16 protein-coding genes are annotated in these 16,698 nt (G+C 44.8%); 2 read left to right on the forward strand and 14 right to left on the reverse strand.

Annotation, left to right across the window (positions count from 1 at the left end; all coding sequences use genetic code 11):
- Nucleotides 1-289: 289 nt before the first annotated feature.
- Nucleotides 290-796: a thiol peroxidase gene (gene tpx, locus OCV12_RS13565; protein ID WP_261884876.1), complete on the reverse strand. Its 507-nt coding sequence runs from the start codon at nucleotides 794-796 to the stop codon at nucleotides 290-292.
- An 82-nt stretch (nucleotides 797-878) separates the two neighbouring features.
- Nucleotides 879-1,157 carry a hypothetical protein gene (locus OCV12_RS13570; protein WP_261884877.1) on the reverse strand — a complete coding sequence of 93 codons (279 nt, stop codon included), beginning with the start codon at nucleotides 1,155-1,157 and terminating at the stop codon, nucleotides 879-881.
- A 229-nt stretch (nucleotides 1,158-1,386) separates the two neighbouring features.
- On the opposite strand from OCV12_RS13570, the gene OCV12_RS13575 reads away from it, so the two are divergent.
- Complete coding sequence (locus tag OCV12_RS13575) at nucleotides 1,387-2,292, forward strand: transcriptional regulator (RefSeq protein ID WP_261884878.1); 906 nt, start codon at nucleotides 1,387-1,389, stop codon at nucleotides 2,290-2,292.
- An 83-nt stretch (nucleotides 2,293-2,375) separates the two neighbouring features.
- Here OCV12_RS13575 and recA read toward each other — a convergent pair whose 3' ends face one another.
- Entirely contained in the window at nucleotides 2,376-3,416 is a 1,041-nt protein-coding gene (recA, locus tag OCV12_RS13580) for a recombinase RecA (protein WP_176680438.1), read from the reverse strand.
- Nucleotides 3,417-3,555: 139 nt separating this feature from the next.
- Entirely contained in the window at nucleotides 3,556-4,050 is a 495-nt protein-coding gene (gene pncC / locus OCV12_RS13585) for a nicotinamide-nucleotide amidase (RefSeq protein WP_261884879.1), read from the reverse strand.
- A 124-nt stretch (nucleotides 4,051-4,174) separates the two neighbouring features.
- Here pncC and mutS point away from each other — a divergent pair, with 124 nt between their 5' ends.
- Nucleotides 4,175-6,736: a DNA mismatch repair protein MutS gene (gene mutS, locus OCV12_RS13590; RefSeq protein WP_261884880.1), complete on the forward strand. Its 2,562-nt coding sequence runs from the start codon at nucleotides 4,175-4,177 to the stop codon at nucleotides 6,734-6,736.
- A 134-nt stretch (nucleotides 6,737-6,870) separates the two neighbouring features.
- Here the strand turns inward: mutS and rpoS are convergent, their stop codons facing one another.
- The 10 genes from rpoS to OCV12_RS13640 all read right to left on the reverse strand — a co-directional run bounded on the left by rpoS (nucleotide 6,871) and on the right by OCV12_RS13640 (nucleotide 16,678).
- On the reverse strand, nucleotides 6,871-7,851 hold the full coding sequence (rpoS, locus tag OCV12_RS13595) for an RNA polymerase sigma factor RpoS (protein ID WP_261884881.1): 981 nt from the start codon (nucleotides 7,849-7,851) through the stop codon (nucleotides 6,871-6,873).
- Between the two features lie 97 nt (nucleotides 7,852-7,948).
- Nucleotides 7,949-8,863 carry a murein hydrolase activator NlpD gene (gene nlpD, locus OCV12_RS13600; RefSeq protein ID WP_123284049.1) on the reverse strand — a complete coding sequence of 305 codons (915 nt, stop codon included), beginning with the start codon at nucleotides 8,861-8,863 and terminating at the stop codon, nucleotides 7,949-7,951.
- 35 nt (nucleotides 8,864-8,898) lie between these two features.
- Nucleotides 8,899-9,525, reverse strand: a complete 627-nt coding sequence (locus OCV12_RS13605; RefSeq protein ID WP_017633213.1) for a protein-L-isoaspartate(D-aspartate) O-methyltransferase — start codon at nucleotides 9,523-9,525, stop codon at nucleotides 8,899-8,901.
- Complete coding sequence (gene surE, locus OCV12_RS13610) at nucleotides 9,526-10,269, reverse strand: 5'/3'-nucleotidase SurE (protein WP_176680440.1); 744 nt, start codon at nucleotides 10,267-10,269, stop codon at nucleotides 9,526-9,528.
- Between the two features lie 76 nt (nucleotides 10,270-10,345).
- A complete protein-coding gene (gene truD, locus OCV12_RS13615; protein ID WP_261884882.1) occupies nucleotides 10,346-11,392 on the reverse strand; it encodes a tRNA pseudouridine(13) synthase TruD in 1,047 nt (348 codons plus the stop codon).
- 22 nt (nucleotides 11,393-11,414) lie between these two features.
- Complete coding sequence (gene ispF, locus OCV12_RS13620; RefSeq protein ID WP_261884883.1) at nucleotides 11,415-11,894, reverse strand: 2-C-methyl-D-erythritol 2,4-cyclodiphosphate synthase; 480 nt, start codon at nucleotides 11,892-11,894, stop codon at nucleotides 11,415-11,417.
- 2 nt (nucleotides 11,895-11,896) lie between these two features.
- On the reverse strand, nucleotides 11,897-12,598 hold the full coding sequence (gene ispD / locus OCV12_RS13625; RefSeq protein ID WP_261884884.1) for a 2-C-methyl-D-erythritol 4-phosphate cytidylyltransferase: 702 nt from the start codon (nucleotides 12,596-12,598) through the stop codon (nucleotides 11,897-11,899).
- Complete coding sequence (gene ftsB, locus OCV12_RS13630; RefSeq protein WP_017633218.1) at nucleotides 12,598-12,879, reverse strand: cell division protein FtsB; 282 nt, start codon at nucleotides 12,877-12,879, stop codon at nucleotides 12,598-12,600. Before ftsB ends, ispD begins: the two co-directional genes overlap by 1 nt.
- A gap of 778 nt (nucleotides 12,880-13,657) precedes the next feature.
- A complete protein-coding gene (eno, locus tag OCV12_RS13635; RefSeq protein WP_017063215.1) occupies nucleotides 13,658-14,956 on the reverse strand; it encodes a phosphopyruvate hydratase in 1,299 nt (432 codons plus the stop codon).
- A gap of 81 nt (nucleotides 14,957-15,037) precedes the next feature.
- Entirely contained in the window at nucleotides 15,038-16,678 is a 1,641-nt protein-coding gene (locus tag OCV12_RS13640) for a CTP synthase (RefSeq protein ID WP_017629586.1), read from the reverse strand.
- Nucleotides 16,679-16,698: the final 20 nt, after the last annotated feature.

Here is a 16,698-nt window from a genome sequence, read left to right on the forward strand (position 1 = left end):
ACTGACTCCCTCGCAGAACGAGTGGTGGGGTAAGTAACACAATGGCAAGAGTAAGCGCCCCTATCACTGAAACACAAACAAAAATCGCTAACTTAGCTTTTCTCAATGGATAACACCGTATATCTGACTAATAGCCCCAAACACTTGCCCTGTAGTCCACGGACAAGCAACTGAATTATAAGCGTAGACCGAATTTACCCAAGATTGCGAAAACGAAACCAACGGGTTGTCGCTGCTCCTAAAACAATGAAACCTTGGTGCCCAAAATTCACCAAGGTCTCAAACACCATTAGGCTTTTAAAGCTTCAATGATAGCGCTGTAGTTTGGCTCTTCAGTTACTTCAGCAACCAATTCGCTGTGCACTACAACGTTATTAGCATCTAACAAGATAACCGCACGAGCTGATAAACCAGACAAAGCGTGCTCTTCAAATTGAGTACCAAACGCTTTCAACAGCTCAGGGGTCTTAAATACTGACAGTTGTTCAATGCCTTTCACTTCTTCTTTCTCTTGGAAACGAGCAAGTGCAAATGGAAGGTCGGTTGAAATTGTGTAGATATCAACAGAATCTGATTTCAATTCAGCTAGTTCAGAGATAGTCTTAGTGCTGCTTGAGCATACCGGCGTATCAACACTTGGGAGCAAGTAAATCAGCTTAAACTCAGCCGTTTTTTCTGAGATCGTTAGCGGAGCTAATGATACTGTTGTCATCGCAGGTGTTGTCAGTACTTCGCCCTTTTGTGGGAAGTCACCTGCTAGTGCAATCTTGTCGCCTAAAAATGTAACTGTGTTCATGATTTCTTCCTTTCAATGTAATTATAATATTGCTGTTCTAGCTCACTGCGTTGTCTCTATCTAAAGACATTCAAAACAACGCTTAGACAGCCTCAATTACTTTTCTCATCTCAGTTAGGATAGGAACCGCATCATCAAAGCCAACAGAAAGTGAAAAATCGATCTCTTCATCGATATGTTGTTGTGCGACCTTTATTAAGGTCACTTTGTCGCCTTGCTCAAGGCTTTTATCAGTGTCGGTAAAGATCTTGGTTAAAGACTTAACGACATCTAATTGAAAAGACTCAACAGAGGTCACTTCTTTGTACTCTTGCAACAGGGTCTTCACTGATTCAGAGTTCTTCTGTTTGATTTCTGGCATCCTATTTACCTATTAAACAACGATTAGTAATCGAGCTATCATCCAAGCTCAAGGCGGCGTAACGTTAACAATCACCTTTTGCTTTCGCTACAAACCATTGCCAAATAAAAATATAACCAGATAACGAAATGTAATTTTTATATAACCAATGACGTTTTACAGTTACAGCCTAGCCTCCTACGCTTAGAGTACAGCCCGCCAAACCAAAACGACCACTCATACCGAGACCATGAATCACAAAAGCAATATCACTGCTCAAATCATTATCAATAGTGAAATGAGGACAATCACACATACATCATCTGACACCACGATCAGTATGCGTCCTTTGCCATTCAAGGTTCTTTTGTATCTGTTAGAGCGCCAAGGTCAGTGCATATCTCGAGACGAGTTGTTTGAAGAGTGCTGGCAAGGGGTATTGGTCACCGATCAATCCCTGACCAATACCATCAGTTATATTCGAAAGGTCATCAAAAATTTAGACACGGACGAGCTAGAGCTCAAAACAATTAGTAAAAAGGGATACTCACTTTCAGTTACCGAGAGCAAGCAGGTTCAACAGCAGCTAACGGATAGGTCACCAGTAATAGACCGAAATATAATAGAGGCGACATCTGAAAACGACATTTTAGATAACGAGATAACAGTTGAAGATGTGAAAAAAAACAACCCTCACACTCAGCGACCAACCAACAATGAAGGTGCAAAGCTAAGGTCTCCTCGTCAATTTGCGATAAATTTATGTGCACTATGGTGTGGCGTCATTTTGGTTGCTTATTACCTTATTCACTACAGCACTGAACAAGCGCCCTTCTTAAATAAAGAAAGCTACCAACCTTATCAATTCGGCAGTGCGACGCTGTACCTCAATGACGATTCCAAGAAGGTAACTTCGACACAAATGAAAGCCTATATAGATAGTTTGGAGTTGTCGCAATGCAACGTGAAAAGCATCTACATTCGAATCAGTAATTCAGCATACAGGGATAATATTATCTCGATGTACGCCTTTGTTTTTACCAGTAATAGAAAAAGCCAAAACATATTTAAGCAGAAACTAGATAACGCAAATATCTACCACTCAATCATTACACCACTGTTGAACTCGTTTTACTGCAAAGGTAAGCCCCAATAAAAAAGCCCCGCATAAAAAATGCGAGGCTTTAAATTTTTCAAAGTGGATGCTCCTTTCAAACGTCCACTCAATAAAACGTTAGCTTATAGCTCTTCGTTTTCTTCTTCCTGTTCTACATCTTTCTCTTCAAGAACAGCAGGAGTTAGTAGCAACTCGCGAAGTTTAGTGTCGATCTCAAGAGCAACTTCTGGGTTCTCACGTAGGTATTTACCAGCGTTAGCTTTACCTTGGCCGATCTTATCGCCCTTGTAGCTGTACCAAGCGCCCGCTTTTTCTACCAGCTTGTTCTTAACACCTAAATCGATAAGCTCACCTTCACGGTTGAAGCCTTTGCCGTATAGGATTTGAGTTTCAGCTTGTTTAAACGGTGCAGCAATCTTGTTCTTAACAACCTTGATACGCGTTTCGTTACCAACAACTTCATCACCATCTTTGATCGCACCAGTACGGCGGATATCAAGACGAACAGATGCGTAGAACTTAAGAGCGTTACCACCAGTTGTGGTTTCTGGGTTACCAAACATCACACCAATCTTCATACGGATTTGGTTGATGAAGATAGCCATACAGTTAGACTGCTTTAGGTTACCAGTTAGCTTACGCATCGCTTGAGAAAGCATACGAGCCTGAAGACCCATGTGGCTATCGCCCATTTCGCCTTCGATTTCTGCTTTTGGTGTTAGTGCTGCTACTGAGTCAATAACAAGTACATCGATTGCACCTGAACGAGCCAGTGCATCACAGATTTCTAGTGCTTGCTCACCAGTGTCTGGTTGAGAAACAAGAAGCGCATCGATATCAACACCAAGCTTTTGAGCGTAGATAGGGTCTAGTGCGTGTTCCGCATCAACGAAAGCACACGTCTTGCCAACTTTTTGTGCTGCAGCAATAAGCTCAAGCGTTAACGTTGTTTTACCTGATGATTCTGGACCGTAAACTTCTACGATACGTCCCATCGGTAGGCCACCAGCACCTAGTGCGATATCTAGAGATAGAGAACCAGTAGAAATAGTTTCTACGTCCATTGTGCGGTTATCACCAAGACGCATGATAGAACCTTTACCAAATTGCTTTTCAATCTGACCAAGGGCTGCGGCTAACGCTTTTTGTTTATTCTCGTCCATTTCTATCTCCACATAATCGGTTGTCTCAACAAGCGATCTAGAATCTATTTCTAACCCACATAGGGGTGACTAATTGGCTTTCATTATACTGTTGATTCATACAGTGTCTATACCTGTATGAAAATAATTTGTACAAATGTTACTTACCTTCCATTGATAGGTAATCATAAATAACTTGCAGGGCATGGTGCGTGGCTTGTTGGCGTACTTGTGATCTATCACCTGTAAATACATTCGTTTCCACTTTATCCCAACCGTTTAATGCCTTCCAAGCAAAACAGACGGTACCAACAGGCTTCTCTTCTGTGCCGCCGCCAGGGCCAGCAATACCACTGATCGACACAGAAATAGTGCCATTTGAATGTTGTAGCGCACCCTTGGCCATTTCTATCACCACAGGTTCACTTACCGCACCGAACTCAACCAAGGTTTCAAGCTGAACACCAATCATCTCTTGCTTAGCTTCATTACTGTATGTGACAAAAGCACGATCAAACCATCCAGAGCTACCTGCCACATCGGTGACCGCCGTTGCTACACCGCCGCCAGTACAAGATTCAGCGGTCACTAGCACTTGTTTATGTTTTGCCAGTAATGATCCGAGTTTTTCACTAAGAGCTTGAGTCATCTGCATTATCAACTTCCCTTTATTTACTGTCATATCATTTGGATTCGCATCTTTTCGCATCAGCCGCTTTTCGCACGAAACGCTTTCACGTATCCTAAGCCGCAATAGAAATAAACGAAAGAAGTTAACTGTGAAAGCCGATCAAAAACATACTCCCATGATGCAGCAGTACCTAAAACTAAAAGCAGAAAATCCAGAAATTCTGCTGTTCTACCGCATGGGCGATTTCTACGAGCTTTTCTACGATGACGCTAAAAAAGCTTCTCAACTCCTCGATATTTCACTGACTAAGCGTGGTTCATCAAATGGTGAGCCGATTCCGATGGCAGGTGTTCCATACCATGCGGTTGAAGGATACCTTGCAAAGTTAGTGCAACTTGGTGAGTCCGTAGCAATTTGTGAACAGATTGGTAATCCAGCACTTTCAAAAGGCCCTGTTGAGCGCGCGGTCGTGCGTATCGTGACACCGGGTACAGTAACCGACGAAGCATTGCTTTCTGAACGCATTGATAACCTGATTGCAGCCATTTATCACCACAACGGTAAGTTCGGCTATGCGACGCTCGATATTACTTCCGGTAGATTCCAACTCTGCGAGCCTGAAACTGAAGAAGCAATGGCCGCTGAGCTACAGAGAACCTCTCCGCGAGAGCTGCTGTTCCCTGAAGATTTCGAACCTGTCGATTTAATGGCAAGCCGTAACGGTAATCGTCGTCGCCCAGTCTGGGAATTTGAATTAGATACCGCGAAGCAGCAGCTGAACCAACAATTTGGCACTCGCGACCTTGTTGGTTTTGGCGTCGAAGGTGCCAAACTTGGCCTTTGTGCAGCTGGCTGTCTTATTCAATATGTAAAAGATACGCAACGTACTGCCCTTCCACACATCCGTTCACTGACCATGGATAAGCAAGATCACTCAGTGATCCTCGATGCTGCGACTCGCCGCAATCTAGAGATCACGCAAAACCTTGGCGGTGGAACAGATAACACCCTTGCTGAAGTACTTGATCACACTGCTACGGCAATGGGTAGTCGTATGCTGAAGCGTTGGTTACATCAACCAATGCGCAATATCTCTGCACTTGATCAACGCCTAGATGCGATTGGTGAAATGAAAGATTTGGCTCTATTCACAGAGCTACAACCGACATTAAAACAGATTGGTGATATCGAGCGTATTCTGGCTCGTCTTGCACTTCGTTCTGCTCGTCCACGAGATATGGCGCGCCTTCGCCAAGCAATGGAATATTTGCCAGAGCTTGCTGAAACGCTAACGCAACTTAAGCACCCATACCTAACTCAACTTGCTCAGTATGCATCTCCTTTAGATGAGGTTTCAGAACTGCTTGAACGTGCAATCAAAGAGAACCCGCCCGTGGTTATCCGCGACGGCGGTGTGATTGCAGAAGGCTACAACGCCGAGCTAGATGAATGGCGTGACCTTGCTGCGGGTGCAACCGAGTTTCTGGATAAGCTTGAACAAGAAGAGCGTGAACGTCACGGTATCGACACGCTAAAAGTTGGTTACAACAACGTACACGGTTTCTTCATTCAAGTAAGCCGCGGACAAAGCCACCTTGTACCGCCACATTATGTTCGTCGTCAAACGCTGAAGAATGCTGAACGTTACATTATTCCTGAGCTGAAAGAGCACGAAGACAAAGTGCTTAACTCTAAATCGAAGGCACTGGCTATCGAGAAGCAGTTGTGGGAAGAGTTGTTTGATTTGCTACTGCCATATCTAGAACGACTACAAAACATCGCTTCTTCAGTATCGCAACTTGATGTACTACAGAACTTAGCTGAGCGCGCAGATACGCTGGATTACTGTCGCCCAACGATGACAAAAGCAGCCGGTGTACAGATCCAAGCGGGTCGTCACCCAGTGGTTGAGCAAGTGATGGACGAACCTTTCATCGCCAACCCTATCGACCTTAACGATAAGCGTAAAATGCTGATCATCACGGGTCCAAACATGGGTGGTAAGTCGACTTACATGCGCCAAACTGCACTTATCGCATTGATGGCTCATATCGGTTGTTATGTGCCAGCTGAAAGCGCGACTATTGGCTCTATCGACCGTATCTTTACTCGTATTGGCGCGTCGGATGATCTGGCTTCTGGTCGTTCAACCTTCATGGTTGAGATGACAGAGACCGCTAATATTCTGCACAACGCAACACCAAATAGCCTTGTGCTAATGGACGAAATTGGCCGTGGTACCAGTACTTACGATGGTCTATCACTGGCGTGGGCAAGCGCAGAATGGCTAGCGAATCAGATCAATGCGATGACTCTGTTTGCAACGCACTACTTTGAGTTAACCGAGCTGCCTAACCAACTTCCAACACTGGCCAACGTCCACTTAGACGCAGTAGAACACGGCGACAGCATTGCCTTTATGCACGCGGTTCAAGAAGGTGCGGCAAGTAAGTCTTACGGCCTAGCGGTTGCAGGGTTGGCGGGTGTACCAAAAGCCGTGATCAAAAACGCTCGCGCGAAGCTAACACAGCTCGAGGCATTGAGTATTGAGTCTCCGACATCGAAACCAAGTGGCGTTGATATCGCAAACCAACTTAGCCTGATCCCTGAACCGAGTGAAGTGGAACAAGCACTAGCGAATGTTGATCCTGATGATCTAACACCTCGCCAAGCATTAGAAGAACTCTACCGCTTGAAGAAGCTTCTCTAACTTAAGAAGCACTCTAGTTTAAATAGCTAAGCGCTGTGGTTTCTAGCTGAAGTAAAAAGCTAAACCAGAAGCTAAAACTAAAAAACGCTGACATGAGGTCAGCGTTTTTTTATTTCGATATCATGGAATATCGTTTAGTCGTTTTCAACGTTGAACAGGTTTTCCATGTTCAGACCTTGCTTAATCAGAATCTCACGTAGACGGCGAAGACCTTCAACTTGGATTTGACGAACTCGCTCACGAGTCAGGCTGATTTCACGGCCAACTTCTTCTAGCGTTGACGGTTCATAGCCTAGTAGTCCAAATCGACGTGCAAGCACTTCTTTCTGCTTCGGATTCAGTTCATCAAGCCAGAATATCAGTGAGTTCTTGATATCGCTATCTTGAGTTGAAACCTCAGGATCTGAATTGTTGATGTCTGGAATAATATCCAACAGTGCTTTCTCACCGTCACCACCAATTGGCGTATCAACAGAGCTCACTCTTTCGTTTAAACGAAGCATCTTACTCACATCACCAACCGGCTTATCTAGCTTAGAAGCAATTTCTTCTGCCGTTGGTTCGTGATCAAGCTTTTGTGATAGCTCTCTTGCAGTACGTAGGTAGATGTTCAGCTCTTTCACAACATGAATTGGCAAACGGATAGTGCGAGTCTGATTCATCAACGCACGTTCAATGGTTTGACGAATCCACCATGTTGCGTAAGTTGAAAAACGGAAGCCACGCTCTGGGTCAAATTTCTCTACGGCGCGAATCAAGCCTAGGTTGCCTTCTTCGATTAGATCGAGAAGTGCCAAACCACGGTTGCTATAACGACGAGAAATTTTTACCACCAAACGCAGGTTACTTTCGATCATGCGTTTACGAGCTGCTTCATCACCGCGTAGAGCTCGACGTGCGTAAAGCACTTCTTCTTCTGCGGTTAATAGTGGTGAGAAACCAATTTCGCCTAGATACAGTTGAGTGGCATCTAAGCTTTTAGACGTAACTTCAACTTCTTCTTTCGCTTCGGTTTTCTTAGTGACTGTTCGTTTTGCTTTTCCAAGAGCTTCCGGTTCCGTGGTTACTTGGTCAAGATCGAACTCTTCTTTGGTTACTGCATTGCTTATACTCATAACGCCTCCCCCTGGCGAAATTAGCATGACATTACAACTTCATATGTCGCTAAATGACTGTGTCACTCCATACAATACGTAATTTTGCATACTGTATTTAAGGTAAATATCGTTTTGGATTTACGGATTTACCTTGGTAACGAATCTCAAAGTGCAGCCTAACACTGCTGGCTCCAGAGCTTCCCATTGTTGCAATCTTCTGCCCTGGTTTCACACTTTGCCCTTCAGATACTAATAGTCGGTCGTTATGCGCGTATGCACTTAAGTAATTATCATTGTGCTTCACAATCACTAGATTGCCGTAGCCTCGTAGTGCATTACCCGAATAAACAACCGTTCCCCCTGCAGTAGATACTATTGGCTGACCTCGCTGTCCTGCTATGTCTATGCCTTTATTTCCTTGTTCGCCTACAGAGAAATTCTTGATTACTCTCCCTTTAGTTGGCCATAACCATTTGGATACTTTATCACTTGTTGGTTTGGTGGACGGTGTAACATTCTGTTTACCTTTAGAACCAACATACTCCTTTGATTTGGATTGTTCAACCTTCTTTGGTGGATCTTTTTTCGCCACTTTGGTGGTAGTTTGAGCTGGGGCAGGTTTAGAGTTTTTGCTCGGTTGCGATGTGGTTTTAGGTTTACTTGCCGCAGATGACGTTGTCGATGCCGCGACAGGCGCAGCAACTGCTGCAGCCGCTACCGTTGATTTACCATACGCTGGCGCGTTGTAGCTAGGACGCCACAACTTAAGCTTCTGCCCTGGGTGGATAGTATAAGGCGCAGACAATTTGTTGTAACTGACGAGGTCATTCACATCTTTATTGGTCACATAAGCGATGAAATAAAGCGTATCGCCTTTTTTCACTTCATAGTAACTACCGCGATAACTACCACGATCAATCGATGAGTATTTCTTGTTAAGGCTTGAAACCGGCGCAGGCGAATTCGCTGCACACCCAACAAGGGCACAGCTAAGCAGTAAAGTACTTCCTTTAAACAACTTCGAACGCATCGACTCTCTATCCACCTACACCATTAGTCTTGTTATTAAGCTAGTTCACCAGGAACAAGAGGTACAAATCTCACCATTTCGATAACACTCGACAAAAATTCATCGCCGTGACGAACGATCTTCAACAGTTGTTGTTCATCATCCCCAACAGGAATCAGTAAACGACCGCCATCTTTCAACTGTTGCAGAAGCGCTTGAGGAATCGACTCTGCAGCAGCGGTAACAATAATCGCATCAAAAGGCGCCTTTGAAGACCACCCTTGCCAACCATCACCATGCTTAGTTGAAATATTGTAGAAATCGAGTTGCTTCAACCTGCGTTTAGCATCCCATTGTAGCGACTTTATTCTTTCAACCGAATAGACATGATCAACAAGCTGAGCCAATACTGCGGTTTGGTAGCCAGAACCTGTTCCGATCTCCAAAACGCGGCTATCTTGTTGTAACTCAAGTAACTCTGTCATTTTAGCAACAATGTATGGTTGCGAGATGGTTTGCCCCTGTCCGATCGGTAGCGCATTATTATCATAAGCTTGATGGTACATCGCTTGTGATAAAAAGCTCTCTCTCGGCAGTTGGTAAATAGCATCAAGAACCTTTTGATCTCGGATGCCATTTTCAATCAGAAAAGTAACTAAGCGCTCGGCTTGTGGATTGCTCACTTACTTCTCCCCTAACCATGTTGTCATCGCACCTAACGACTCGTGCGCCGTCAGATCAACTTGTAACGGTGTTACCGATACAAAGCCATGTTCGATCGCGTAAAAATCGGTACCTTCGCCAGCATCTTGCTCTTTACCCGGAGGACCAAGCCAGTAGATATCATGACCACGAGGGTCCTTTTGCTTAATCATATCTTCAGCATGGTGACGAGCACCTAGGCGCGTTACTTGAGTACCAGAGAGCTGATCTAAAGCCAGATCAGGAACATTAACGTTTAACAGGCGATTGGTTGGGATTGGGTTTACTAAATGTTGTTCGACGATACGACGAGCAATCGCTGCCGCTGTCTTAAAATGTTTTTTACCCACCAGTGAAAACGCCACCGATTGAACGCCTAAAAAGTGCCCTTCCATTGCGGCTGCGACTGTGCCTGAATAAAGCACATCGTCGCCAAGGTTAGCACCGTGATTAATGCCCGTTAAAACCAGATCGGGCATATCGTTCTTTAGCAGTTCATTTAACGCAAAATGCACACAATCGGTCGGCGTGCCTTGTACCGAGTAGGTATTTTCTGCAATTTCTTGAACGCGCAAAGGTTGTTCTAAAGTTAATGAATTTGAAGCACCTGAGCGATTACGGTCAGGTGCAACAATGATAACTTCAGCAAGATCACGTAATTCATTTGCTAGCTCATGAATACCTTGAGCATGCACACCATCATCGTTGCTGAGTAAAATCTTCATCTTGTATCCTTTCTTTTTGTTCCAATGCCAAGTGACTAAATTCCAATATCAAGTGACTTAGCTCCAAGCAGAATCGTTATTGCTCGTAGCTTCTTTCTACGTGTACTTCTTCAACCAATTCGCGAACGATCGCTGTTGCGAAACAACCCGCATCAAGAGAGAACTTAAGCGTGACATTATCTTCGTTCACTTCCCAAGTTAAATCCGTTGGTTTCAGTGACGCTTCACGGCGATCATGGCGCATACGGTTACCACGAATCAGAGCCATTAGATCTGGTTCAGCATCAAGGTGTTTCTGTTCTAGAGCTTGAGACTCATCAGTCGTTGGCAAGGCATTATCGCCAGCCAAAGCAACAGTCATCAAAGCAGAACCGCTCGCGATGTCTTGGTTTACAGCTTCAATGTTGTCAGCCGTTACCGTTAGTTGAGCGCCGTCTTTCAGCACGATATCGCCAACCAATGCTGATGCAAACGCATCTTGCTCAATACGGTCTGAAAGGATTAGGTTGTAAATCCACGAGCGCGCAGCAGAAAGGTACAAGCTGCGTTTATTCTGGTTACGAGTACGAACGTTATCACGACCCCAACGACGAGCTTCAGATAGGTTGTTACCTTCATTACCAAAACGCTGAGCACCAAAGTAGTTTGGCACGCCCACTTGAGCGACTTTTTCCAAACGCTTTACCACATCTTCGCAATCCGTTACTTCAGACAAGGTCAACTCAAATTGGTTGCCAACTAAATCGCCTGGACGTAACTTTTTGTTATGACGTGCTGTCGCTAGGATTTCAATGCTTGGGTATTGTGCTAAGAACGCTGAAAAGTCAGGCTCACCTTTCGGTAGGTGAACGCTCAACCACTGCTCTGTCACTGCGTGACGGTCTTTCAAACCCGCCCAGCTCACGTCTTTAGACTTAACACCGCAAGCCTTAGCCAACTCATTCGCCACGAAGCTCGTGTTCTCACCCGTTTTACGGATGCGAACCATGAGATGCTCGCCTTCGCCAGTAAATTCAAAACCCAAGTCTTCATTAACGACAAAGTGTTCGGCTTTTGCTTTTAGTTTTGCTTTTGCAGTTGGTTTACCGTTTAGATAATCCAATGAAGATAAAATATCTGACATGCTGTTCTTTTCGTGTTGGTGCTTACGCACTTTTGGTAATTAGGACCACCGCTTCACATGCGATGCCCTCTTTGCGACCTGTAAAACCTAAACGCTCTGTGGTCGTGGCTTTTACATTCACATTACTGATGCTGGTTTCTAAGTCTTGTGCAATAGCTTGGCACATCGATTCTATATGAAGCGCCATTTTTGGTGCTTGCGCCATGATAGTAATGTCGGCATTACCAATCACGTAGCCTTGCTCTTTTACTCGACGATAAACATCTTTCAATAACTCACGGCTGTCTGCCCCTTTCCACTCATCATCAGTATCTGGGAAATGACGACCGATATCACCCGCAGCAATCGCACCTAATAAAGCGTCACATAACGCATGCAGGGCAACATCACCGTCTGAGTGTGCAATAAGACCTTGTTCATAAGGGACGCTCACGCCACCAATAATTACCGGGCCTTCACCACCAAACTTATGTACATCAAAGCCATGGCCAATACGAATCATCATTATTCCTTATTCTGACTTAAATAGAACTCAGCGAGCGCTAAATCTTCTGGCTGAGTAATCTTAAAATTATCTGAACGCCCAGCGATTAAAGCGGGCGATAAACCTTTCCACTCAAAAGCGGAAGCTTCATCGGTAATCGAAACACCTTGTTGAAGCGCCTCACTCAATGCATTCCACAGAGGCTCGGCTTTAAACATTTGCGGCGTCAGTGCGTGCCATAAATCAGCTCGTTCAACGGTATGCTCAATCTGCCCTTGGGCACCTCGCTTCATCGTGTCACGAACGGGCGCGGCCAAAATAGCCCCGACATCATGGTTCATCGCACCTGAGATCAACTTATCGATATCACCCAATTGAACACAAGGCCTTGCGGCATCGTGGACCATTACCCAATCACCGAGCTGTTGCTCAGCTATGTAATCTAAAGCAGAGAGTACGGAGTCCGCTCTTTCGCTTCCACCAGGGACTCTGATCACTTGTGGGTTCTGATTAAGGGCAAGTTCTGGGTAGTATGGGTCATCATCGCTAATCGCGACGACAATTTGAGAGACTTGTGGGTGAGACAATAATTTCTCAACCGTGTGTTCTAAAATCGTTGTGCCGTTAATCTTAAGATATTGCTTAGGACGGTCGGCCTGCATTCGGCTACCCACGCCCGCCGCAGGTACAACAGCAATCACGCTTTGAAGTTGAGTCGACATTAATGGGATTCCTCACCAATGATGCGATAAAACGTTTCGCCTTCTTTTACCATTCCAAGTTCATGACGTGCACGCTCTTCTATCGCGTCTAAGCCTTGGCGTAGATCGTCGATTTCGGCAAACATCTCGGCATTACGAACATGCAGCTTTTCGTTTACTTGTTGCTGAACTTGGATTTCGTTGTTCACACCGTAGTAATCAGAGATACCATTTTTACCGAGCCACAGTGTGTGTTGTAGCCAGCCAAACACTATGAGCAGTACTAAAGCAAAAATTCGCATAACACCTTTCGCCGGTTGAAAAAGAAGGAACTAGAATAAGGCACATATATACCATAATGAGCTTATTGGTGCGAGATATGTGGCGTAAGGGAATCAATAAGTAGGAGAATTATTGTTGTTCGAAACCTGTAATAAGATTCTCAACGCCCTCCTCCATCGATCTCGATAATGACGAACAAACTATTCCAGACGAAACAACCAAAGACAGAACGTCTTTCCTAAATCACGTCACCCGTTATTCCCAAGAAGGAGGAACGACTGAGTTGGGAATCTATCGAGGTAAACGCAAATAAGAGATTCCCTATTCCTTCCTTCGTCAGTCTAGGGAATGACGAAGGATACAAACGACTGCAGACGAAAGAACCGAAGACAGAGTATCTTTCCTAAGTCACGTGCCCCGTCATTCCCAAGAAGGAGGAACGACTGAGTTGGGAATCTATCGAGGCAAACGCAAATAAGAGATCCCCCCGATTCCTTCCTTCGTCAGTCTAGGGAATAACGAACTTTAGATGTAACAAGGAGGAGCTTTAAAACCTAGAGCTTCTTCCCGTCATTTTTTACAGACAAAAAAACGCCCTACCGAAGTAGAGCGTTTTAAAAAGCTTTAAGCTAATAATTCGCTAGGAATTATTGACCTTTAACTTCTTTAAGACCGCTTTCGTTGTAAAAAGGAGGAGCTTTAGAACCTAGAGATTCTTTACTCCACCTTTCTGCAGACAAAAAAATGCCCCGCATAAGCGAGGCATTTAAAAAGCTTAAATTAACAATTCACTAGGAATTATTGACCTTTAACTTCTTTAAGACCGTTGTAAGGAGCTTTAGAACCTAGAGCTTCTTCGATACGGATTAGTTGGTTGTACTTAGCAACACGGTCAGAACGGCTCATAGAACCAGTTTTGATTTGACCTGCAGCTGTACCTACCGCTAGATCAGCGATAGTTGCATCTTCAGTTTCGCCAGAACGGTGAGAGATTACTGCAGTGTAGCCAGCGTCTTTAGCCATCTTGATAGCAGCTAGAGTCTCTGTTAGAGAACCGATTTGGTTGAACTTGATAAGGATAGAGTTAGCTACGCCTTTCTCGATACCTTCAGCAAGAATCTTAGTGTTTGTAACGAACAGATCGTCACCAACGATTTGAAGTTTGTTGCCTAGAAGTTCAGTTTGGTGCTTGAAGCCATCCCAATCTGACTCGTCAAGACCGTCTTCGATAGAAACGATTGGGAAGTTGTTCGCTAGCTCAGCTAGGTAGTGGTTGAACTCTTCAGAAGTGAAAGTTTTACCTTCGCCCTTCATGTTGTAGATGCCAGCTTCTTTGTCGAAGAACTCAGATGCTGCACAGTCCATAGCAAGAGTAACGTCTTTACCTAGTTCGTAACCAGCAGCTGCAACAGCTTCTGCGATAACTTCTAGAGCTTCAGCGTTAGACTTAAGGTTAGGAGCGAAACCACCTTCATCACCAACTGCAGTGCTGTAGCCTTTAGACTTAAGAACTTTAGCTAGGTTGTGGAATACTTCAGCGCCGATACGCAGACCTTCTTTAAGAGTTTTAGCGCCAACTGGTTGGATCATGAACTCTTGGATGTCAACGTTGTTATCTGCGTGCTCACCACCGTTGATGATGTTCATCATTGGTAGAGGCATAGAGAACTGACCAGCAGTACCGTTTAGCTCAGCGATGTGCTCGTATAGAGGCATGCCTTTCGCAGCAGCAGCAGCTTTTGCGTTAGCTAGAGATACAGCTAGGATAGCGTTCGCGCCGAACTTAGACTTGTTATCAGTACCGTCTAGGTCAAGCATGATTTGGTCAACGTCAGCTTGTGCTTTAGCGTCAGTACCAACTAGAGCTTCAGCGATTGGGCCGTTTACAGCTTCAATAGCTTTAAGAACACCTTTACCTAGGAAACGTGATTTGTCGCCGTCACGTAGCTCAAGAGCTTCGCGAGAACCAGTAGATGCGCCAGATGGAGCAGCAGCCATACCTACGAAACCGCCTTCTAGGTGTACTTCAGCTTCTACAGTTGGGTTACCACGTGAATCGATGATTTCACGACCTAGAACTTTAACGATCTTAGACATTGAATGTTTCCTTCTCGTTGAATATATAAATGTCAAATTTAAAGGTAGCAGCACAACTTACGCAGCTACCTGTATTCCTTTTTACTTTTCTAACTCGCCGCGCTGGAACTCACCAGCCGCTTTAACGAAACCTGCAAACAATGGGTGACCATCGCGAGGTGTTGAAGTGAACTCTGGGTGGAATTGAGCCGCAACGAACCATGGGTGGTTCGGGTTCTCAATAACTTCAACCAGTTTCTTGTCCGCAGATAGACCCGATACTTTTAGGCCCGCTTTTTCGATTTGTGGACGAAGATTGTTGTTCACTTCGTAACGGTGACGGTGACGTTCATGGATCGTCGCGCTACCGTATAATTCGTATGCTTTCGTACCTTTCGCTAGGTGACAAAGCTGTGAACCAAGACGCATCGTGCCGCCTAGGTCAGATGATTCTGTACGCTCTTCAACTTTACCTTCGCCATCAGTCCACTCAGTGATAAGACCAACAACTGGGTACTTAGTTTCAGTACAGAATTCAGAAGAGTGCGCCCCTTCCATTTTAGCAACGTTACGAGCGTACTCGATAAGCGCTACTTGCATACCCAGACAGATACCTAAGTACGGTACTTTGTTTTCACGAGCGTATTGAGCAGCAAGAATCTTACCTTCAACACCACGATCACCAAAACCACCAGGAACTAGGATTGCATCTAGGCCTTCTAAAACTTCTACGCCACGAGACTCAACATCTTGTGAATCTACGTATTTAATATTAACGCTTAGGCGGTTTTTCAAGCCTGCGTGTTTTAGCGCTTCATTTACTGATTTGTATGCGTCTGGTAGTTCAATGTACTTACCAACCATACCAATCGTCACTTCACCCGTTGGGTTAGCTTCTTCGTAAATTACTTGTTCCCATTCAGACAGATCTGCTTCTGGAGCTGTGATGCCGAAACGCTTACATACAAGTTCATCAGTGCCTTGAGCTTTAATAAGCTGAGGGATCTTGTAGATAGAGTCAACATCGCGCATAGAAATAACTGCATTTTCTTGCACATTACAGAACAGAGCAATTTTCTTACGCTCGTTCGAAGGAATGTTGCGGTCTGAACGACAAACTAGGATGTCTGGCTGAATACCAATAGACAGTAGCTCTTTTACAGAGTGTTGCGTTGGCTTAGTTTTCACTTCGCCCGCAGCTGCTAGGTATGGCACTAGAGTAAGGTGCATGAACATTGCGCGTTCACGGCCTAGTTCTACTGCTAGCTGACGAATCGCTTCCATGAATGGTAGAGATTCGATATCACCAACCGTACCACCAACTTCAACGATCGCGATATCGTGGCCAGCTGCGCCAGAAATAACACGCTCTTTGATAGAGTTTGTGATATGTGGGATAACCTGAATTGTTGCACCTAGGTAATCACCGCGACGCTCTTTAGCGAGTACGTCTGAGTAAACACGACCTGCAGTGAAGTTGTTACGCTTAGTCATCTTGGTGCGAATGAATCGCTCATAGTGACCAAGGTCAAGGTCTGTTTCAGCGCCATCTTCCGTAACGAACACTTCACCGTGCTGAGTCGGGCTCATAGTGCCTGGATCAACGTTGATGTAAGGGTCAAGCTTCATCATAGTCACTTTAAGACCACGAGCTTCTAAAATAGCCGCAAGAGATGCTGCAGCAATACCTTTACCTAGAGAGGATACAACCCCGCCAGTAACAAAAATGTAATTTGTCGTCATGTTTAACCTGAAATTGGTTG

Origin of the sequence: Vibrio pomeroyi (assembly GCF_024347595.1) — a bacterium.
In the GTDB taxonomy this organism is placed as follows: Bacteria; Pseudomonadota; Gammaproteobacteria; order Enterobacterales; family Vibrionaceae; genus Vibrio; species Vibrio pomeroyi.